Genomic DNA, 20,014 nt, shown 5'->3' on the forward strand with positions numbered 1-20,014 from the left:
GCGTCAGCGCGCCACCGCCGCGCACGCGACGCACGTCCGTGCCGTCGGTCGCGCCTCCAGGCGACCGGCTGCGACCGGCTGCCCGCACGCCTCGCAGACGCCGTAGGTGCCCGCGTCGAGGCGGGCGAGGGCGGCGTCCACCTCCTCCACGCGCGCCGCGGCGTCGCGAGCGAGCGCGTCCACCTGTGCCCGCTCGAACGCGATGGTGGCGCCGTCGGGGTCGTGCTCGTCGTCCGCGTTCGAGTCGCGCGAGGCCTCGACGATCCCCGCGACCTCGGCGCGCAGCGCACCCAGCCGCGCGACCGCGTCCGCGCGCACGACGAGCAGGCGCTCGCGCGCGGCGTCGTCGGGGCCGGGTGCTCGGCCGGTGCCTGGTGTCGTCATCTCGCTCCCTCAACGTCGGGGAGGGGGTGAAACCGTCCCGGACGGGGAGTCCTGCCCGTGGCCGGTGCATGACAGCGGCGGCCGACGGATGGAAGAGTGGAACCACCCGGCTCCCCCCGGGCCCGCCGCGCGGTCTCGCCACCGCGGCGCGCGACCGACGTCCGACGGCGAGACCACAGGGGGTCTGCATGAGCACGGTCGTCGTCTTCGAGGCCTTCGGCGGGCCGGAGACGCTGCGGGTCGACGACGAGCACGTCGGCGAGCCCGGAACCGGCCAGGTGCGCGTCGCGAACCGCGTCGTCGGCGTCAACCCCGCGGACCTCAAGCGGCTCGCGGGCGCGTTCGGGGGCCGCGTGCCCGGCGTGCTGGGGTTCGAGGCCGCGGGCGTGGTCGACGCCGTCGGGCCGGACGTGCCCGACCTCGCCCCCGGCGACGAGGTCGTCTGGCACGGGACCGGCGCGCAGCGCGAGCTCTCGCTCGTCCGCGCCGACCACGTGCGCCGCAAGCCCGCGTCCGTGCCCTTCGAGCAGGCGGCCGTGCTGCCCGTCGCCGCGGCGACCGCGTTCTCCGCCCTCGTCCAGGCCGACGTCGGCGAGGGCGACGTGGTCCTGGTGCACGGCGCGAGCGGCGGCGTCGGGTCGGCGGCGGTGCAGATCGCGACCGCGCTCGGGGCACGCGTCGTCGGCACGGCGTCGCCCGCGAACCACGACTACCTGCGCGGCCTCGGGGCGACGCCGGTCGCGTACGGGCCGGGGCTCGTCGACGCCGTGCGCGCGCTGCCGGACGGCCTCGACGAGGTGAGCGTCGTCGTCGACCTCGTGGGCTCCGCGGACACGGTCGCGGCGACCGTCGCCCTGCTGGGCGAGGACCTGGCGCCCGCCACGCCCGACGACCCGCCGAGCGCGGTGACGGTCGTCGGGTCCGACGCGTCCCGCGCTGCGGGCGTCGTCGACAAGGTCGACGCGAAGGGGGCCCTCGACGAGGTGCTCGCGCTCGCGGAGGACGGACGGCTCCGGGCCGAGGTCTCGGCCCGGTTCCCCCTGGCGGAGGCGGCCGAGGCCCTGCGGCTCGTCGCCGACGGGCACGTCCGCGGCAAGGTCGTCCTCGACGTCCCCTGACCGGGACCTCGGTCCCGGAAGGTTGTGACGCTGGGCACAAGGTTGCCCCGGGAACCGCGGGATTCCGCCGTCCCCGAGGGCGCCGCCGGCGAATCTTCTTGCGTCCCGCGTGCGCGAGAGTGTGAAATCGTTAGCATGCGTAAGTTTCTTGCCGCTACCGCGGCGCTTTCCTGTGCCCTCCTGCTGGCGTCCTGCGCCTCGCCGACCGACCCGGCGAGCGACGACGCGGCAACCCCCGAGACCACGACCACGACCGAGGCGGCCCCCGAGGTGACGCCCGCCGTCGTCGCCGTGACCACCACGTGCGGCATGTTCTACGGCGGCGAGTACTCCGCCGAGCGCCTCGTCACCGAGACGACGCCGCTGCTCGAGACGCCCGAGGACGAGACCGCCGCCGCCGCGATCTTCACCACGCGCGAGCGCCTCGCCGCGGTCCAGAACTTCGCGGACCCCGAGCTCCAGGAGAACCTCAACGAGATCAAGGCTCCGTTCGAGGCTGCCGTGCAGGGCGAGACGATCGACACGTCGGGGCAGCAGGCGGCTCTCGACGCCTTCCGCGCGCAGTGCACCGAGGCCGGGTACGCCTTCGCGTCCTGACCTTCCCGCGCCGCGGTCCGGGCGGCCCGTCCCTCACGAGGGGCGGGCCGTTCGCGCGTCCGGTCCCGCGACCCGTGGCGGACGACCCGGCCTCCCGGCGCGGAGCGGGGTGACGGCGACCGTGGGAGCATCCGACCATGCCCGTGGTCGAGTCCTCGCTCGTGGTCCCCGTCGACACCGCGACGGCGTTCGCCGTCTCGCAGACGACCGGCGACGTCCGTCTGCGCTGGGACCCGTTCATCCGGCGGCAGCACTTCCTCGACGGTGCCACAGCGCCCGCGAAGGGGGTGCGCACCTTCACCCGGCACCGCAGCGGGCTGTCCATGGTGAGCGAGTACGTCTCCTACAACCCGCCGACGAACGTCGGGATGCGCATGGTGCGCGGCTCCTGGTTCTTCGAGAACCTCGCGGGCGGGTGGCGGTTCGCCCCCGACCCGTCCGGCGGCACGCGCGCGACGTGGCGCTACTCCTTCCGGTGCCGCCCCCGCTGGCTCGCCCCGCTCGCGGAGCGCGTCGGCTCGTGGGTCCTCGGGCGCGACGTCGACCACCGCATCGCGGGCTTCGCGCGCGGCTGCGCCGACCCCGTCGTGCTCGCCGCGGTGCGCACCCCCGGCCGGTGACCTGACCGGTCATCGGGTGAGGGCCGCCTCGGCGTCGACACGCGCCAGCTTGCTCGGGTTGGCCACCGCGAAGAGGTGCGTCACACGGCCCCCGACGACGGTCACCGCGACCGCCGTGGCCAGCACACCGTCCAGCTCGATGCGCAGACCGGGCGCTCCGTTGATCGAGACCGTCGACGCCGTGAGCTCCCCGGCAGTCTTGCGCAGCCCGCCCACGAGGTAGGCGGCGACGCGCTCGGCGCCCACGACGGGCTTGCGTGCCGCGCGGGCGAGGCCGCCGCCGTCGGCCACCGCGACGACGTCGGGCGCGAGGACGTCCAGGAGGCCCTGGAGGTCGCCCGTGAGGAGCGAGTCGAGGAACCGCTCGACGACGCGCTCCTGCTCGGTCCGGTCGACGCGGACGCGCGGGCGCCGCGCGGCGACGTGGTCCCGCGCCCGGTGCGCGACCTGCCGCACGGCGGCCGGCGACTTGCCGACCGCCTCGGCGATCTCGTCGAACGGCACGTCGAACACCTCGCGCAGCACGAACACCGCGCGCTCCGTGGGACCGAGCGTCTCGAGCACCGTGAGCATCGCCATCGAGACGCTCTCGGCGAGCTCGACGTCCTCGGCCACGTCCGGGCTCGTGAGCAGCGGCTCGGGCAACCACTCGCCCACGTAGTCCTCGCGCCGCCGGGCCAGCGTCCGCAACCGGTTGAGCGACTGCCGCGTGACGATCCGCACGAGGTACGCGCGCGCGTCCCGCACCTGCGCGTGGTCGACGTCGGACCACCGCAGCCACGTCTCCTGGACGACGTCCTCCGCGTCGGCGGCCGAGCCGAGGAGCTCGTACGCGACGGTGAAGAGCAGGCTGCGGTGGCGGACGAAGGGGTCGTCGCTCATGCGTCCGACCCTACGGCCGGGGCCGCCGCGACGGGCCGGGACGCGAGGGGCGGCAGGCCGCACGACGCCGCGAACTGCTCGGAGCGGATGCCGAGCGCGACGTTGGAGCGGGCCGTGGCGTTCATCAGCCCGACGCGCGCGGCGAGCTCGACGAGCCCGGCCGGACCGAGGTCGTCGAGCAGCGCGGCCGACAGGTCGTCCGTCACCGCGGGCGGGGTCTGGCTCATGCCTTCCGCGTACTCCATCACCCGCCGCTCGACGGGCGTGAAGACGGCGGACTCGCGCCAGCGCGGCACCTCCCGGGCCTTGACCTCGTCGAGGCCCTCGTTGCGCGACCGGAAGTAGTGCAGGTCCAGGCAGAACTCGCAGCCGACCGTCGCGGCCGACGCCATCTGCGCGAACGTCACGAGGTTCGGGTCGAGCCGGTCCCACTTCTCGGACTTGCGCCCCACCCCCATGAGGTCCTTGAAGACCGCGGGGTGGTGCCACAGCACGCCGATCGACTCCGGCACCTCGCCGAACATCGAGCGGGTCGCGCGCTTGACCAGGGAGCCGTAGAGCCCGGTGACCTCGGTGGGCGGCACTCGTGTCGTCATGTCTCCTCCTGCGTGTCGCGTGTCGTCCCCGTGCCGTGCCGACGGGGTGTGTCGGGCATGAGACACCGGCGGGGCCCCTCGTGTGACACCTCTGCCGGAGCGGGTCGCATCGCGCACCTGGCCCGCCCGGGCACGGCACCCCGGGACGACGGCGCCCGGCACCCCGGTCGGACGCGGTCCGGCCGAGCGCGGCGTAGCGTGCGACCCATGGGCCCGCTCGACCGTCGCCGCCCCCGGGCGTTCCTCGCCGTGGTGCTCGCGGTGGTCTCGGTGCTCGGGTCGGTCGGCGCGACGCACGGGCAGCCGGGCGCGAGACCGCTCGACCTCGCCGCCGTCGCCCTGCTCCTCGTGTCCCCGCTCGCGCTCGTGCTCCTCGTGCCGCGCCCGGTCGTCGCCGTCGCGGTGTCGGTCGCTGCGGTCGGCGTCTTCCTCGTCGCGGGGTACGCGTGGGGACCCGCGCTCGCGGGGCCCGTCGGCGTGCTCGTGGGGGTGCTGCTCAGCGGACCCGCGGAACCTGCACGCCGCGTGGCGTGGGGCGGGGCCGTGCTGCTCGCAGGGACCGTTGTCGCGGCGGCCGCGCTGCGTCCCGACGCCCCGCCGCGGGCGACGCTGCTCGGCGGGGCGGCGTGGACCGTCGTCGTGCTGCTCGTCGCGGGCGCGGTCCGCGACCGGTCCGCCCGCATCGCCGCCGCGCGGGAGGCCGAGCAGGTCGCACGCGCGGAGCGGGAGCGCACCGCCGTCGCGGACGAGCGGCTGCGCATCGCGCGCGAGGTCCACGACGTCCTCGCGCACTCGCTCTCCGCGATCACGGTGCAGGCAGGCGTCGGGCTCCACCTCCTCGACCGCGACCCGGACCAGGCCCGCAGCGCCCTCACCGCGATCCGCACGACGAGCACGGAGGCGCTCGACGAGGTCCGGGCGGTGCTCGGCGTCGTCCGGGGGGAGTCGCGCACGGACGCGGTCGTGGCGCACGACCTGGCCGTCGCCGGCGCCCCGCTCGCCCCGACGTGGGACCTCGCCGCGCTCCCCCGGCTCGTGCGGCAGGCGGAGGGAGGCGGGCTCACGGTCGCGCTCGCCGTGGACCCGGCCACCGCCGGGCTGCCCGACCGGCTCGCCGGGGTCGTCTACCGCGTGGTGCAGGAGGCGCTGACGAACGTGCGACGGCACGCGCACGGCGCGACGCGCGTCGACGTCCGCGTGGTCGTCGACGCAGGCAGCGGGTCCCGGTCCGACCTGAGCGACGCCGGGGCGGACGGGGACCGCGCCTCGCGCCGCGTGACGGTGACGGTCACCGACGACGGCACGGGCGCGCCGTCGGACGCCGAGCCCGGCTACGGGCTGCGCGGCATGCGCGAGCGCGTCGAGAGCGCCGGCGGATCGCTCGTGGCGGGACCGGTGCCCGGTCCCGCTCCGGGACGAGGATCGGGCTCCGGCACCGCTGGACGCGGCTTCCGCGTGCGGGCAGTCTTTCCCTGGCCGGGCACCACGCCCCGGCCGAGCACCACCGGGCGGTCCGGCGAGGGACCGCCGCGGCGCGAGGAGGCACCATGATCGACGTCGTGCTGGCCGACGACCAGGCGCTCGTGCGCGGCGGCTTCCGTGCGCTCATCGACTCCGAGGACGACATGCGCGTCGTCGCCGAGGCCGCGACCGGGGACGACGCCGTCCGGCTCGCGCTGGAGCACCTGCCCGACGTCGTGCTCATGGACATCCGGATGCCCGGGCTCGACGGGCTCGAGGCGACCCGCCGGATCGTCGCCGACCGTGCGGCCGCGCACGTGCACGTCGTGGTCGTCACGACGTTCGAGCTCGACGAGTACGTGACCGACGCGATCCGCGGCGGCGCGAGCGGGTTCCTCGTCAAGGACACCGAGCCCGTCGACCTCGTCCGGGCGGTGCGGGTCGCGGCGCCCGGCGACGCTCTGCTCTCGCCCACGGTGACCCGGCGCCTGCTGTCCCGGGTCGCGGTCGCGACGCGCGCCGTCGGGCCGGTCCCCGGCCTCGAGGAGCTCACGCCCCGCGAGCGCGAGGTGCTCGTCGAGGTGGCGGGCGGGCTGTCGAACGACGAGATCGCGGGGACGCTCTACCTGTCGGAGTCGACCGTGAAGACGCACGTGTCGCGCGTCATGGCCAAGGTGGGCGCGCGCGACCGCGCGCAGCTCGTCGTCACGGCCTACGAGTCAGGGCTCGTGCGCCCGGGCTGGGCGGGCTGACCGTCCCGCTGCGCTCCACGGGGCCCGACCGGCACCACGGGACGAGCGAGGTCGGCACGCACGGGTGACGACGCGACGTCGGGCGACGGGAAGCCTGGAGGTGCGGCCGGATCGCGGCCGTCCCCGCCGCCCGGCGGGGCGCACCGACACCGGAGGTCGTCATGCTCACCGCACTCACCGGGGCCGTGGTCCCCACGGAGGCCGTCGCGCACGTGGCGCACGCCGGCTGGGGGCCCGGGCCCTGGTGGTTCGTCTTCCCCCTGCTGTGGTTCCTGCTGTTCGCGTCCGTGATCTTCCTGGTTGCCCGCCGCGCGCGCCGCGGCTGGGGTCCGGGCGGCCCCGGCGCGTGGCGCGCCGCGGGCCCCGACCCGGTCGCGATCCTCGGCGAGCGGTACGCGCGCGGCGAGATCGACGAGCAGGAGTACCGCTCGCGCCTCGCCGTCCTGCGCGAGGGTCGCCCCCAGCCCTGACGCCGAGAACGACACGGGTGCCGTCGTCGCGTGGACAACGGCACCCATGTCGTGCTCGGCAGCGCGTGGATCGCGCGCTCGGCGTCAGGCGGAGGCGCCCACCGGCTCCTTGGTGCCCGACGGCGCAGCCTCCGCGGTCTCGGCCGTCGCCGTGGTCTCGGTGGTCGCCTCGGACGACGCGTCGTCGTCCTCGTCCACGAAGAGGTCCTCGGCCGTGGCGGCCTCGTACTGCTCGAGGTCGAGGATGCCCTCGCGCTTGGCCACGATGGTCGGCACGAGCGCCTGGCCCGCGACGTTCACCGCGGTGCGGCCCATGTCGAGGATCGGGTCGATCGCGAGGAGCAGGCCGACGCCCGCGAGCGGCAGGCCCACGGTCGAGAGCGTGAGGGTCAGCATGACGATCGCGCCGGTGAGGCCCGCGGTCGCGGCGGAGCCGACGACGGACACGAACGCGATGAGCAGGTAGTCGGTGATCGACAGGTCGATGCCGAAGATCTGCGCGACGAAGATCGCCGAGATGGCCGGGTAGATCGAGGCGCAACCGTCCATCTTGGTGGTCGCGGCCAGCGGCACGGCGAACGACGCGTACTCGCTCGGGACACCGAGGTTGCGCTCGGTGACGCGCTGCGTCACAGGCAGCGTGCCGATCGAGGAGCGCGAGACGAACGCGAGCTGGATCGCGGGCCACGCGCCCTTGAAGTAGCTCGAGATCTTCAGGCCGTTGGTGCGCAGCAGGATCGGGTAGACGACGAACAGCACGACCGCGAGGCCGACGTAGATCGCGACGGCGAACCACGCGAGCGACGCGAGCGACGTCCAGCCGTACGCCGCGATGGCGTAGCCGATGAGGCCGGCGGTACCGATCGGCGCGAGGCGGATGATCCACCACAGGACCTTCTGCACGATCGCGAGCGCGGAGCGGTTGAACGCGAGGAACGGGTCGGCCTTCTTGCCCGACTTGAGCGCGGCGATGCCGATGACCAGCGCGACGACGAGGATCTGGAGCACGTTGAAGCTCACCGACGTGCTGGCGCTCGCACCGGCGTCGGTCACCTCGACCTGCGTGCTCGCACCCAGGCCCAGGACGTTGCCCGGGATGAGGCCGTTGAGGAAGTCGAGCCACGTGCCCGTACGGCCCGGCTCGGACGCGGCGTCGAGCGAGACCGACGCGCGGTTGCCGGGCTGGAACAGCAGGCCCAGGCCGATGCCGACGGCCACGGAGATCGCGGCGGTGATGGCGAACCACAGGAGCGTCTGACCGGCGAGGCGCGCGGCGTTGGTGACGGTGCGCAGGTTCGCGATCGACGCGACGATCGCGGTGAAGATCAGCGGCGGCACGACGGCCTTGAGCAGCGTGACGAACGACGAGCCGATGGTGTCGAGCGTCGTCGTCAGGCCGTTGGGGACCTCGCCGGCCGCGTCCTGCGGGCCCATCGCGAGGGCGACGGCGCCGAGGCCGACGCCGACCGCGAGGCCGAGCAGGATCTGGACGCTGAACGAGGGGAACCGGCGCTTCTTCTTCGCGGGCGCCGAGGCCGGGGCCTGGCTCGCCTGCTGCGGGTCGGCCTTCGAGACGGCCGACGAGGGGGTCGAGGACACAGGGGACCTTTCGGGGGTGACGCGGGCGCACGAGCGCCCGCTCTCGGGAGAGGGGCTCGGGACGTCGTCGCGGGGCGCCGGCAGCAGCGCGGCCCGGGGCAGGGACGCAGGGCACGGAAGCGACCTGCGACCTGACGGAGGGGCGCGCCACGCGCGTCAGCGGCTCAGGTCGCGAGGCGACCCGGGGTCCTGACGGGTGTGCGGAGGCGGAGAGGCGTCAGCGGCGACGGGGGGTCAGCGACACAGCGCGCTGGCGACTCGACGGAAGTCGACGTCGCGGCGCTGGGTGAGCTGCCAGGCAGGCACGCTGACGAACACGGAGGTTCTCCCGGAGCGGTGGGTTCTCGCTGACGAGGCGGGCAGATCGACGCCCGCGGCAACCGATCATACCCGCTCGTGGTCAACCACCCGGCGCCCGGTCCTATTCCGGACGCCCGAGGAGACCGAGGATCAGGCGTTCGGCGCGTCGAGGAACGCGTGCATCAGCGGACCCGCGGTGACGGCGCCGCCGTCGCCCGTCTCGACGAACACGGCCACCGCGAGGTCGCCCTGGGTCGCGATCATCCAGGCGTGGGACTGGCTGCCGTCGCCGTACTGGGCGGTGCCGGTCTTGGCGCCGGGCTCGCCCGGCAGGTCCTGGAGGACCGACGCCGAGCCCTCGGTGACGACGGCGCGCATGAGCCCGCGCAGCGTCGTCGCCTCCTCCTCCGTGAGGGTCCCCGCGGGCTCCTCGTCGGCGACGGTCTGCACGTCCGGGTGGACCATGACCGGCGACACCGTGTGCCCGGCGGCGACGCTCGCCGCGACCGTCGCCATCGCGAGCGGCGAGGCCTGGACCTTGCCCTGCCCGATCATCGACGCGGCGTGCTCGGTGCCCTGCGAGTCGGTCGGCACGTCGCCGAAGAACGCCGGCGCCCCCAGCTCGGACTCGACGCCCAGCCCGAGCGACGCCGCGGCGTCGTGCAGCGCCTGCTGCGTCACGGCGTCCCGCTGCCCGATCATCGCGGTGTTGCACGAGTTCGCGAACGCGGTGCGCAGCGGGACGTCGCCGAGCGCGCCCGTCGGGTAGCCCGGGACGTTCTGGAACTCGCGGCCGTCCACCGAGATCGTGGGCGGGCACGCGACGGTCGTGTCGGGCGTGAGCCCCGCGCGGAGCATCGCGAGCGTCGTCGCGACCTTGAACGTCGAGCCCGGCGCGAACTGGCCGGTCGTCGCGGTCGAGAGCCCCTCGCCCGCCGTCGAGCTCGCGGCGGCCAGCACCGCGCCCGTCGAGGGCTGGATCGCGACGATCGCGCTCGGCCCCTGCCCCGCGAGCACCGCCTCGGCGGCGACCTGCATGTCCGGCCGGAGGGTCGTGCTCAGCGGCGTGCCGTCCACGGGGTCGATCGCGAAGACCTCCGTCGTCTCCCCCTCCGCGTCGCCCTCGCCGGGCACGATCTCGATGGACAGGCCCGGGACGCCGCGGAGCTGCTCGTCGTACTGGCGCTGGAGGCCGGAGAGCCCGACCTGGTCGCCCGCGGCGACCGCCCCCTCGGACTCGTCGACGATCTCGGCCGTCGCGTCCCCGACGCGACCGAGGATCGGGCGGGCGAACTCGCGCGTCGGCGCGAGCGGGAGCTCGTCGTCGAGCACGCGGACGCCGGCGACGCCACGTGCCGCGTCCACGTCCACGCCCGCGGTGTCCTCGGTGCGGACGGTGATCGCCTCGACGAACGCCTTCTCCCCCGCCCCGGCGACGCGCTGCGCGTACTCCTCGGGGTCGAGCCCGACGACCCCGGCGAGCTCGCGCGCGGCGCGGTCCCAGGCGCCGGAGGCGACGAGCGTCTTGTCGACGCCGATCCGGTAGACCGGCCGGTCCTGGACGATCGGGACATCGTCCGCGCCGAGGATGCCCGCGCGCACGGCGGCCACGCGGTTCACGGCGATCCGGTCGCCCTGGCCGAGCTCGGGGACGAGCACGTCCGGCTCCCACACGACGTCCCACGCCCCGGGGCCGTCCTCCCCGTCGGCGGCCTCGGCGAACGACAGCTCGGCCGTCGTCGTGTACTCCCAGGCCTGCTCGCCCGCGACCTCCCAGCGGTAGGCGAGCGTCGCCGTCGCGCGGTCGCCCGCGTCGTCGCCCTCCTCCACGACGTCCACGGTCTCGACCTCGACCGTGCGCTCGTACGGCGCGAGCGGCTCGAGCACGGCCGCGAGGTGGCCCTGGACGTCGGCGGCCGCACCGTTGCGGAACTCCAGCCCGCTCACGTCGCCCGCCTGGATCGCCTGCGCGAGCGCCGCCGCGGCGTCCGCCGCCTCCGGGCGATCCGGCGTGCACGCCGCGAGCGGCAGGGCCAGGACGGGCGCGAGCGCCGCGGCGCTCGCCCAGCGCACGACCCGGTGCCGGCGGTGCGGCCGGTCCTGCGTGGTCGTCCGGCCGTGGTCGTGCGCGACGCTGCTCACTCGCTGCTCCCCTGCTCCGTGCCGTTCGGGACGGGAGGGACGCTACCCCACCCCCCGGACGTCCCGGACGCTCGGGACGAACCGGCCCGGTTCGTCCCCGGCTTCTTCACGTCCTGCCCGGCGGCCGCGACCGCGGGGCAGCCTCAGTCCGGGGTGACCGGGCTGATCGCGTACCAGAGGCGGATGCTCTCGTCGCCGCCCGGCCCGGGCTCGTGGCTGATCTGCACCGACGTCACGACGTCGCCGTTGGACCCGTTGATGCCGGTGCGCTCCCGCGTCCCGCCCGCGCGCGACGCGTCGAGCGACGCGGGCAGCTCGTCGAGCCACCGGTCGACCTGCGAGCGGGGGAAACCCAGGGCGTCCGCGTCGGCGACGAGCTGGTCGTGGACCGCCTGTCCGCCGGACAGCGTGCGGAACACGTTGATCGTGCTCACGTAGCCGCGGCGGGGCTGGATCGTCAGCTCCTCGGCCGTCGTCGACCACGTGCCGTCGGGGAGGGTCAGCTCGACCTGCGCCGCGCCGTCGGGCACCTGCACGACGGCCTGCGACTCGCCCAGCCCCACGGACTCCGCCGTGATCGGCCTGCTCACGTCCCAGCGCATGGGCTCGCCCCTCTCGATGTCGTCGATCGTCGTCGTCCCGGCCTCGCCGCCCGACGACGCCCCGCCGGGCGCCGTGCTCGTCCCGCCCGGGGTCGTGGTCGCGTCGTCCGGGTCGCCGAACGTCACCGTGCACCCCGCCAGGGCGAGCGACCCGGCGAGCAGGACGACCGCGGCCCGCACCGCCCGTCGCCGCCCGCCCGCTCGGAGCCGGCTCACTGGTCCACGTCCACGTCCCACTCGGTCAGTCTGTCAAGGATGCGACCGATGCGTGCGGGGTTCGTGAGCCGGTAGTCGTCGATCCGGTCGGACACGTCGGTGCCGATGATCTGCGCCGCCTGGTCGGGATGCTGCGTGATGAGCTGCTGGTAGGCGGGGAGCGTGTCGTTCGAGATGTACTCCCAGCGGGTCCCCTGGTCGGCGATGTTGCCGCCCGGGAGCGGCGTCTCCACCGTCACCGTGCCCTGCACGGGGTTGTCGAACGAGATGCCCGTGAACGGGATGCCGAGGTTCTCCGGACCGGGAGTCTCGACGCTCACGGTGAAGGGGTCGTACTGCGCGTACGTGCCCGCGCCCGGGATGGACGGCTCGCCGACGAGCGTCATGAGGTAGGTGAACGCCTCGCCCGTGACGGGGTGGCCGCGCATGGTCTGCCAGTCGTCCGCGATGATCTGGTTCTGCTCGCGCCACAGCAGCGCGGTGTTGCCGTCCGCGAGCGCCTGCGCGTCGCCCGCGCGCCCGGCCTCGATGTCCGCCCAGGCCTGGTACGCGGCGTCGTCGATGACGCCGGCCTCGAGCAGGCGCTCCATCTCCTCCATGCCGCCGTTCAGGTACGCCTCGTGCATGACGGCCTGGTCGACGAAGATCTCGCGCTGCATCGAGAGGAACTGGTTCTCGTAGAACCCGAGCTCGGCGTCGGACATGGTCGCGATCGCCTCGAGCGCCGCGCGGTCCACGCCGGGCGGGAGGGCCTGGGCGCCGCTCGCGACGCCCTGCGCGAGCTGTCGCATCATGTCGAGGTCGAAGAACCCGGCGGCGAACGACGGCCCGATCATCGCGGCCATGCCTGCCCACTGCATCCACGGGTTGTCGAGGTAGAGCTCGCCGTAGTACGTGTAGACGCCCTCGATGATCTCGCGGTTGGCCGACGCCCCGGCGGACGGGTCCCAGTCGGCGAAGTCGAAGCCCGCCTCGGCCGCGGCGACGCGGGTCCAGTGCGCGACGGCGAGGTCGGAGAACCCCGGGGAGTCGGGGTCGACGCCGAGCCGCACCATCTGGGCGTAGAGCGCGGCGACCTGGGCGTCCGTCGCGTTCTCGAGCCACTCCGCGCGCTCGCTCGCGTCCATCGCGGCGTACTCGCCCGGGGTGGGTGTGGGGACGGTCGGCTGCTGCCCCCCGGGGCCCGACGTCGGACCGCCGCCCGGGCCGCCCAGGGTGCCGCCGCCGTCGCTGCTCGCTGACTCCTGCTGGTCGGCGTCGGCGGCGAGCTGGTCGGCCGCGGCGTCGAGGAGCGTCGCGGTGGTGGCCAGCGAGGGACCGAGGCTCGACGCCCAGTCGTTGCGGAACTCCGCGGCGTCGGGGCCCTCCCAGCGGGTCGCGGCGTCGACGACGGACGTCACCTGCGCGCGGTGGGCCCGCAGCGCGTCCGCACCCCCACGCAGGGTCGACGCGAGCGCGCGCAGCGCCCGGACGTCGGCGCCCCACATGCCGCTCATGCCGTCTCCTCCCAGCACCTGCGCGTGTCCTCTCGCGCGCACGTGTCGACAGCCTCGTCTCGACGGTCGCACGCCGACGCTACGCGGCGCGCACGTCCGCCGCGATGGGGAGCACTGCCCATCCCCGCTGCCGAGAGGAGCGCGTCGTAATGATTGGATGAAGAGCGAGGGATTTCCCGGTTCTCCTTGACCCGGGGGCGCCCTTCCGCCACATTGGTCGATGACACATCGGATGATTCCTGGGCCCTGGCGTAGTCCGAGCGCCGAACCCGACCGACCGCGGCGCACCGACGCGCCGCCCTTGGAGGCCACTGATGTCCCGAGTCCGACCCCTCGCGCGACCCGCCGGCGCCCGCCGGCTCGTCGCCGCGACCGCAGCAGGGGCGCTGGCGGTGCCGCTCGCGCTCCTGGCGGCGCCCGCGTCCGGGGCGAGCGCCCCGACGTCGGGCACGCTGGGTGCCGTGACCGCACCCGGCGCGACGATCCCCGGCGACCCCGACACCATCTGGTTCGACGAGCCCTTGAACACGGCGGCGTCGAACCTCCAGCAGGAGTGGGAGCAGCGCGCGCTGCCCATCGGCAACGGCGCGATGGGCGCCACCGTCTTCGGCGGCGTCGCGCGCGAGCAGCTCCAGCTCAACGAGAAGACCCTGTGGACCGGTGGCCCCGGGGCCTCCGGCTACGACTTCGGCAACTGGACCACCCCGCGGCCCGACGCGATCCAGCAGGTCCGCGACCGGATCGACGCCGAGGGGAGCGTCAGCCCCGAGGACGTCGCCGCCGTGCTCGGCCAGCCGAAGACGAACTTCGGCTCCTACCAGACGTACGGCGACCTGGTGCTGGAGATGGCCGGCCAGACCGGCACCGCCACCGACTACCGCCGGGCGCTCGACATCGGCGACGCCGTCGTCACGACGACCTACGCGCTCGACGGGACCACGTACACGCGCGAGTACTTCGCGAGCGCGGCCGACGACGTCGTCGTCGTGCGGCTCACCGCCGACGAGCCCGGTGCGATCGGCTTCGAGGCGCGGCTGGACCTGCCGTCGGGCCGGTCGAACGTCGCGCAGACCGCCGCGGGCGGCCGGATCACGACGTCCGGGACCCTGACCAACAACGGCCTGCGGTTCGCGTCGCAGGCGCAGGTCCTCACCGACGGCGGGACGCGGACCGACGGCGCGAACGGCCGGGTCACGGTCGCGGGCGCCGACTCCGCGACGATCGTCTTCTCGGCCGCGACCGACTACGAGGGCGAGTACCCGGCGTACCGCAGCGGCGTCGCACCGCTGGACGTCGTGACGCCCCGCGTCGACGCGGCGGCCGGCAAGGGCGCGGACGCGCTGCGCGAGGCGCACCTCGCCGACTACCACGAGCTCTACGAGCGCGTGCGGCTCGACCTCGGCGCGGAGCTGCCCGACGTCCCGACCGACGAGCTCCTCGCCGCCTACCGGGCGGGCACGACCCCGGAGAACCAGCGTGCGCTCGAGGCGCTGTACTTCCAGTTCGGCCGCTACCTGCTCGTGTCGTCGTCGCGCGACGGGTCGCTGCCCGCGAACCTCCAGGGCGTGTGGAACCGCGTCAACAACCCGCCGTGGGACGCCGACTACCACGTGAACATCAACCTCCAGATGAACTACTGGCCGGCCGAGACGACCAACCTCTCCGAGACGACCGCCCCGCTGTTCGACTACGTCGACTCGATGGTCGCGCCCGGCGAGGTGACCGCGAGCACGATGTACGGGGCGGACGGCTGGGTCGTCGGCAACGAGACGAACCCGTACGGCTTCACGGGCCTGCACCAGTACCCGCAGTCGTTCTGGCAGCCCGACGCCGCCGCCTGGCTCGCGCAGCACTACTGGGAGCACTACCTGTTCACGGGCGACGAGGAGTTCCTCGCCGAGCGCGCCTACCCCATGCTGAGGTCGGTGTCGGAGTTCTGGTTCGACTTCCTCGTGGTGGACCCGCGCGACGGCTCGCTCGTCGTGACGCCGAGCTACTCGCCCGAGCAGGGCGACTTCACCGCGGGCGCGTCGATCTCGCAGCAGATCGTCACGCAGCACCTCGCCAACACCGCCGCGGCGGCCGAGGCGCTCGGCGAGACCGACACCGCGTTCCTCGACGAGCTCGCCGCGACGCGCGCCGACCTCGACCCCGGCCTGCGCGTCGGGTCGTGGGGCCAGCTCCAGGAGTGGAAGGAGGACCTCGACGAGCCCAACAACACCCACCGGCACGTGAGCCACCTCTGGGCCCTCTTCCCGGGCGGGGCCGTCTCGCCGTCGTCGTCCCCGGACCTCGCGGCCGCGGCACGCGTGTCCCTCGACGGCCGCGGCGACGGTGGCACCGGCTGGAGCAAGGCCTGGAAGGTCAACTTCTGGGCGCGCCTCCTCGACGGCGACCGCGCGCACAAGCTCCTGCGCGAGCAGCTCACCGGCAGCACGCTCGACAACCTGTGGGACAACCACCCGCCGTTCCAGATCGACGGCAACTTCGGCGGCACGTCCGGCGTGGCCGAGATGCTGCTCCAGAGCCAGGACGCCGTCGTCGACGTGCTCCCGGCGCTGCCGTCGGCATGGGCCGAGGGGTCGTACACCGGGCTCGTCGCCCGTGGTGGCACCGAGGTCGACGCGGCCTGGACCGGCGGCGCGGCGCGCGAGCTCACGGTCCACCCCTCGCGCGACGGCGACCTCACGGTCCGCAGCCCGCTCTTCGCGTCGGGCGCGTACACGCTGGTCGACGGCGACGGGTCGCCCGTCGAGCACACGCGCGACGGCGCCGAGGTGACGTTCGCGGCGTCCGCGGGGGCGTCGTACACGGCGTCCGCGCTCGCGACCGTGAGCGTCACGGCCCCGGCCAGCGCGACGACGGGCGACGTCGTCGACGTGGTGGCGCGCGTGTCGGCCGTGGGCGACGCGCCGATCGAGGGCGGCGAGCTCGCGCTCGTGCTCCCGGCGGTCGAGGACGGTCAGGCGGCCTGGTCCGCCGAGCCGGCGGGCGCCGACCTCGAGACGATCCCGGCGGGCGAGTCGCGCGACGTCTCCTTCCGCGTCACCGTGGGCGCGGGCGGAGCGTCGGGGACGTCCGCCGTCGTCGCCCGCCTCACCGCGGGCGAGGGGACGGTCGAGGGCCGGGCCGCGATCGCCGTCCGGCCGCCGTCGCCGTGCCCGGCTCCGCCCGCCGCCGACACGCTGCTCGCGTGGGACCTCGGCGAGAGCCCGCTCACGGACGCGTCCGGCCACGGGCGCACGCCGCGCGTCGTCGGGACGGGCGCCGTGCTCGCCGAGGGTCCGACGGGCTCGGCCCAGACGCTCGGCCCGAACACGTACGCCGCGAGCGAGCCCTTCCAGCTCGGCTACCTCTACCAGGCGTCGTTCGCGGGCGAGTTCCGCATCGACGCCGGGCAGTCGTCGTACCGCCGGCTCTTCGACGCGCAGCCGGTCGGGCAGGACGCCGACGGCATCCTCGTCGACCTCACGCCGTCGAACAACGTCCGGGTCATCACGGCCGGGACCGGCACCACGACCCCGGTCACGGTGCCCACGGGCCGCTGGTTCGACCTCGTCGTGACGATCGCGGAGAACGGCGCGATCACGGTCTACGTGGACGGCGTCGCCCGCTCGGGCGGCACGGTCGGCGGCTACGACGCGATCAACGGGTGCCAGACGCGTCCGTTCCACGTCGGCGCCAACCAGGGCGGCGGGGAGGTCCAGCGCGGCGCCGTGGACCGGGTCGCGGTGTTCGCCCGCGCGCTCACCGCGGACGAGGTCGCGACATGGCAGGAGCTCGCGTTCGACGCCGAGGAGCCGGGGCCGGACGTCAGCGTCGAGGTGCAGACGCGCTGCCTCGCCGGCCGTGCGTACGTCGCGGTCCGCGCGACCAACGACGACGACGCGCCGCTCGACGTGACCCTCACGACGCCGTACGGCACGCGCACGGTCACGGGCGTCCAGCCCGGGGCCAACGCGTACCAGTCGTTCGCGGTGCGTGCGACCACGGTCGAGGCGGGCGCCGCCACGGTGACCGCGCGGGCGTCGGCCGACGGCCCGGTGACGACGCACGACGTCGCCTTCGAGGGCCGCGACTGCTGACGCCCCCACCGGCTCCACGGCGCACGGGCCCCGGCTCTTCTCCGGCCGGGGCCCGTGCGCCGCGTCGGCCCGTTCGACGCGCGGCGCGCCGCGCCCGTGTGAGCGTCACTCATTCGATGTCTTGACGCGGATTGGTCGGAGGATCCTTGACCTTCCGACGAGAACTGCCTAGATTGTGACCAGTCATCAGATGTATTCCGCGGTCTCCCGCGGGGACGGCGAGGGGTACGCATGGCGAGGATCACGCGGGTCGAGATCGAGGACGTCCGGTTCCCGACATCGCTCACGGCCGACGGCTCGGACGCGATGAACAAGGACGCGGACTACTCCGCCGCCTACGTCGTGCTCCGCACCGACGCGACCGACGAGTCCGGAGAACAGCTCGCCGGTCACGGCCTGACCTTCACCATCGGGCGCGGGAACGACATCGTCGCCGAGGCCGCGCGCCAGCAGGCGAGCGCGCTCGTCGGCCGCGACGTCGACGAGCTCGCCGCCGACATGGGAGGCGTGTACCGCACCCTGACCTCCGACTCGCAGCTCCGCTGGCTCGGCCCGGAGAAGGGCGTCGTGCACCTCTCCGTGGCGGCGGTGCTCAACGCGACGTGGGACCTCGTCGCCCGCCGCGCCGGCAAGCCGCTCTGGCGCCTCCTCGCCGACCTGACGCCCCGCGAGCTCGTCGCCGTCGCCGACCTGCGCTACCTCTCCGACGCGCTCACCGCGGACGAGGCCGTCGCGCTCCTCGAGGCCAAGGCCGCGACGAAGGCCGAGCGGATCGCCCACCTCGAGCGCACCGGCTACCCCGTCTACACGACGTCCGCAGGGTGGCTGGGGTACGACGACGAGAAGCTGCGGCGCCTGTGCCAGGAGGCCGTCGACGCCGGGTACGGGCACATCAAGCTCAAGGTCGGCGCCGACCTCGCGGACGACGTGCGCCGCCTCACCATCGCGCGCGACGTGATCGGCCCCGACCGCAAGCTCATGGTCGACGCGAACCAGGTGTGGGACGTGCCGCAGGCGATCGAGTGGATGGCCGCGCTCGCGCCGTTCGACCCCCTGTGGATCGAGGAGCCCACCTCCCCCGACGACGTGCTCGGGCACGCCGCGATCCGGCGCGCCGTCGCGCCGATCGGCGTCGCGACCGGGGAGCACTGCCACAACCGGGTCATGTTCAAGCAGTTCTTCCAGGCCGAGGCGATCGACTTCTGCCAGCTCGACACCGGCCGGCTCGCGAGCGTCAACGAGATCGTCGCCGTCCTGCTCCTCGCCGCGAAGTTCGGCGTGCCCGTGTGCCCCCACGCGGGCGGCGTGGGGCTGTGCGAGATGGTGCAGCACGTGTCCGTGCTCGACTACGTCGCGATCGCCGGCGACCTGACCGACCGCGTGACCGAGTTCGTGGACCACCTCCACGAGCACTTCACCGACCCGTGCGTCGTCGCGGACACCGGCGCCGGCAGCGGCTACGTGCTCCCGTCACGGCCCGGGTACTCGACGCAGATGCACGCCTCGTCCGTCGCGCAGTACCGGTTCCCCGGCGGCTCGTACTGGACGGAGCGACGCGCGAGCGCGGCACCCGGCCGCGTCGCGCAGTCATCGGAGGAATCCGCCGCGCCCGTGCTGCGATAGGCCATACTGCACCCATGTCCCGCACGGATGAGGTCGTCGACGGCATCAGGCGCATGATCCTCGACGGACAGCTCGGTCCCGGCGACCGGCTGCCCGTCGAGAAGGACCTCGCCGAGGCGCTCGGCGTCTCGCGCGGCTCCCTCCGCGAGGGCGTGCGCGCCCTGTCCATCCTCGGCATCGTCGACACCCGCCAGGGCGACGGCACCTACGTCACGAGTCTCGACCCTCGACGGCTGCTGTCGCCCATGGGGTTCGTCGTCGACCTCCAGGGCGACGGCAGCGCGCTCCCCTTCCACCACGTGCGCCGCATCCTCGAGACCGAGGCCGCCGGGCTCGCCGCGACCCACATCACCGACGAGGCCCTCGCCGAGGCGCGCGGCGTGCTCGACCAGGTCGAGGAGATCCTGCGCGAGCCCGCCGTCGACCACGAGCGCTTCATCGAGACCGACATCGCGTTCCACCGCATCATCGCCGTGCACTCCGGCAACCCCGTCCTCGCCGCGCTCGTCGAGTCGCTCGCCAGCCGGACCGTGCGCGAGCGCCTCTGGCGCGGGCTCCACGAGGAGGGCGCCGAGGAGCGGACGCACGGCGAGCACGAGGCCATCTGGCGCGCGCTCGCCGCGCACGACCCCGAGCGCGCACGCCTGCGCATGGCGAACCACCTGCTCGGCGTCGAGGAGTCCCTCCCCCGCGTCCCGGACGACCTCCCCGACGACGACGCCTGACCCCTGCCACGACTCCACCGAGGGAGATCCGTGGTCGGCCGAAGTAGAGCCATGGTCGGCCGAGGTAGAACCGTGGTCGGCCGAGGTAGAGCCCGGGTCGGCCGAGGTAGGCCCGTGGTGGTCGTGCCCGACGGCGGTCGGGTCACCGCCGCAGTCGGGTCACCGTCCGAGCTGACCGGGCCCGCCGACGGCAATCGGGTCGCGCGGCCCGTCGCGGCGAGGTGCATGTCCCGGGCGACCAGGCCGTCTGTGCGGGTCGAACAGCCAGTCTGGGCGGTCGAGCAGGCAGTCTGGGCGGTCGAGCAGGCAGTCTGGCGGGTCTGGCAGGTGACCCAAACGTGTCCGG

16 protein-coding genes are annotated in these 20,014 nt (G+C 74.5%); 9 read left to right on the plus strand and 7 right to left on the minus strand.

Annotated features, from left to right (window positions below; genetic code table 11):
* Positions 1 to 3 precede the first annotated feature (3 nt).
* On the minus strand, positions 4 to 384 hold the full coding sequence (locus ACFVN3_RS06565) for a TraR/DksA family transcriptional regulator (protein WP_378231834.1): 381 nt from the start codon (positions 382 to 384) through the stop codon (positions 4 to 6).
* A 188-nt stretch (positions 385 to 572) separates the two neighbouring features.
* On the opposite strand from ACFVN3_RS06565, the gene ACFVN3_RS06570 reads away from it, so the two are divergent.
* The 3 genes from ACFVN3_RS06570 (at position 573) to ACFVN3_RS06580 (ending at position 2,719) form a co-directional block, all read left to right on the plus strand.
* On the plus strand, positions 573 to 1,502 hold the full coding sequence (locus ACFVN3_RS06570; protein WP_378231836.1) for a zinc-binding alcohol dehydrogenase family protein: 930 nt from the start codon (positions 573 to 575) through the stop codon (positions 1,500 to 1,502).
* Positions 1,503 to 1,637: 135 nt separating this feature from the next.
* Positions 1,638 to 2,099 carry a hypothetical protein gene (locus ACFVN3_RS06575; RefSeq protein ID WP_378231838.1) on the plus strand — a complete coding sequence of 154 codons (462 nt, stop codon included), beginning with the start codon at positions 1,638 to 1,640 and terminating at the stop codon, positions 2,097 to 2,099.
* A gap of 137 nt (positions 2,100 to 2,236) precedes the next feature.
* Positions 2,237 to 2,719, plus strand: a complete 483-nt coding sequence (locus ACFVN3_RS06580; protein WP_378231840.1) for an SRPBCC family protein — start codon at positions 2,237 to 2,239, stop codon at positions 2,717 to 2,719.
* A 9-nt stretch (positions 2,720 to 2,728) separates the two neighbouring features.
* Here ACFVN3_RS06580 and ACFVN3_RS06585 read toward each other — a convergent pair whose 3' ends face one another.
* The gene (locus ACFVN3_RS06585; protein ID WP_378231842.1) at positions 2,729 to 3,601 is read right to left on the minus strand and encodes an RNA polymerase sigma-70 factor; all 873 of its coding nucleotides are present in this window, start codon (positions 3,599 to 3,601) and stop codon (positions 2,729 to 2,731) included.
* Positions 3,598 to 4,197 (minus strand): carboxymuconolactone decarboxylase family protein, encoded by a 600-nt coding sequence (locus tag ACFVN3_RS06590; RefSeq protein WP_378231845.1) that lies wholly within the window; start codon positions 4,195 to 4,197, stop codon positions 3,598 to 3,600. Before ACFVN3_RS06590 ends, ACFVN3_RS06585 begins: the two co-directional genes overlap by 4 nt.
* A 207-nt stretch (positions 4,198 to 4,404) precedes the next feature.
* Between ACFVN3_RS06590 and ACFVN3_RS06595 the strand changes: the two genes are divergently transcribed.
* The 3 genes from ACFVN3_RS06595 to ACFVN3_RS06605 all read left to right on the plus strand — a co-directional run bounded on the left by ACFVN3_RS06595 (position 4,405) and on the right by ACFVN3_RS06605 (position 6,880).
* Positions 4,405 to 5,748, plus strand: a complete 1,344-nt coding sequence (locus tag ACFVN3_RS06595; RefSeq protein WP_378231848.1) for a sensor histidine kinase — start codon at positions 4,405 to 4,407, stop codon at positions 5,746 to 5,748.
* Positions 5,745 to 6,410 (plus strand): response regulator, encoded by a 666-nt coding sequence (locus ACFVN3_RS06600; RefSeq protein ID WP_378231850.1) that lies wholly within the window; start codon positions 5,745 to 5,747, stop codon positions 6,408 to 6,410. Before ACFVN3_RS06595 ends, ACFVN3_RS06600 begins: the two co-directional genes overlap by 4 nt.
* 161 nt (positions 6,411 to 6,571) lie before the next feature.
* Positions 6,572 to 6,880, plus strand: coding sequence for an SHOCT domain-containing protein (locus ACFVN3_RS06605; protein ID WP_378231853.1), 309 nt, complete (start codon positions 6,572 to 6,574; stop codon positions 6,878 to 6,880).
* An 84-nt stretch (positions 6,881 to 6,964) separates the two neighbouring features.
* Here ACFVN3_RS06605 and ACFVN3_RS06610 read toward each other — a convergent pair whose 3' ends face one another.
* The 4 genes from ACFVN3_RS06610 to ACFVN3_RS06625 form a co-directional block, all read right to left on the minus strand.
* Entirely contained in the window at positions 6,965 to 8,314 is a 1,350-nt protein-coding gene (locus ACFVN3_RS06610; protein ID WP_378232063.1) for a dicarboxylate/amino acid:cation symporter, read from the minus strand.
* Between the two features lie 615 nt (positions 8,315 to 8,929).
* Positions 8,930 to 10,921 carry a penicillin-binding transpeptidase domain-containing protein gene (locus ACFVN3_RS06615; RefSeq protein ID WP_378231855.1) on the minus strand — a complete coding sequence of 664 codons (1,992 nt, stop codon included), beginning with the start codon at positions 10,919 to 10,921 and terminating at the stop codon, positions 8,930 to 8,932.
* Positions 10,922 to 11,064: 143 nt separating this feature from the next.
* Positions 11,065 to 11,739 (minus strand): hypothetical protein, encoded by a 675-nt coding sequence (locus tag ACFVN3_RS06620; protein WP_378231857.1) that lies wholly within the window; start codon positions 11,737 to 11,739, stop codon positions 11,065 to 11,067.
* Positions 11,736 to 13,235, minus strand: a complete 1,500-nt coding sequence (locus ACFVN3_RS06625; protein ID WP_378231859.1) for a WXG100 family type VII secretion target — start codon at positions 13,233 to 13,235, stop codon at positions 11,736 to 11,738. Before ACFVN3_RS06625 ends, ACFVN3_RS06620 begins: the two co-directional genes overlap by 4 nt.
* Before the next feature lie 314 nt (positions 13,236 to 13,549).
* Here ACFVN3_RS06625 and ACFVN3_RS06630 point away from each other — a divergent pair, with 314 nt between their 5' ends.
* The 3 genes from ACFVN3_RS06630 to ACFVN3_RS06640 all read left to right on the plus strand — a co-directional run bounded on the left by ACFVN3_RS06630 (position 13,550) and on the right by ACFVN3_RS06640 (position 19,668).
* Positions 13,550 to 17,320 (plus strand): glycoside hydrolase N-terminal domain-containing protein, encoded by a 3,771-nt coding sequence (locus ACFVN3_RS06630; RefSeq protein ID WP_378231861.1) that lies wholly within the window; start codon positions 13,550 to 13,552, stop codon positions 17,318 to 17,320.
* Between the two features lie 231 nt (positions 17,321 to 17,551).
* Positions 17,552 to 18,943 carry an enolase C-terminal domain-like protein gene (locus ACFVN3_RS06635; RefSeq protein ID WP_378231863.1) on the plus strand — a complete coding sequence of 464 codons (1,392 nt, stop codon included), beginning with the start codon at positions 17,552 to 17,554 and terminating at the stop codon, positions 18,941 to 18,943.
* A gap of 14 nt (positions 18,944 to 18,957) precedes the next feature.
* Entirely contained in the window at positions 18,958 to 19,668 is a 711-nt protein-coding gene (locus tag ACFVN3_RS06640) for a FadR/GntR family transcriptional regulator (RefSeq protein ID WP_204538992.1), read from the plus strand.
* Positions 19,669 to 20,014: the final 346 nt, after the last annotated feature.

The sequence above is a fragment of the Cellulosimicrobium sp. NPDC057862 genome, from assembly GCF_042797035.1.
Lineage (GTDB): Bacteria > Actinomycetota > Actinomycetes > Actinomycetales > Cellulomonadaceae > Cellulosimicrobium.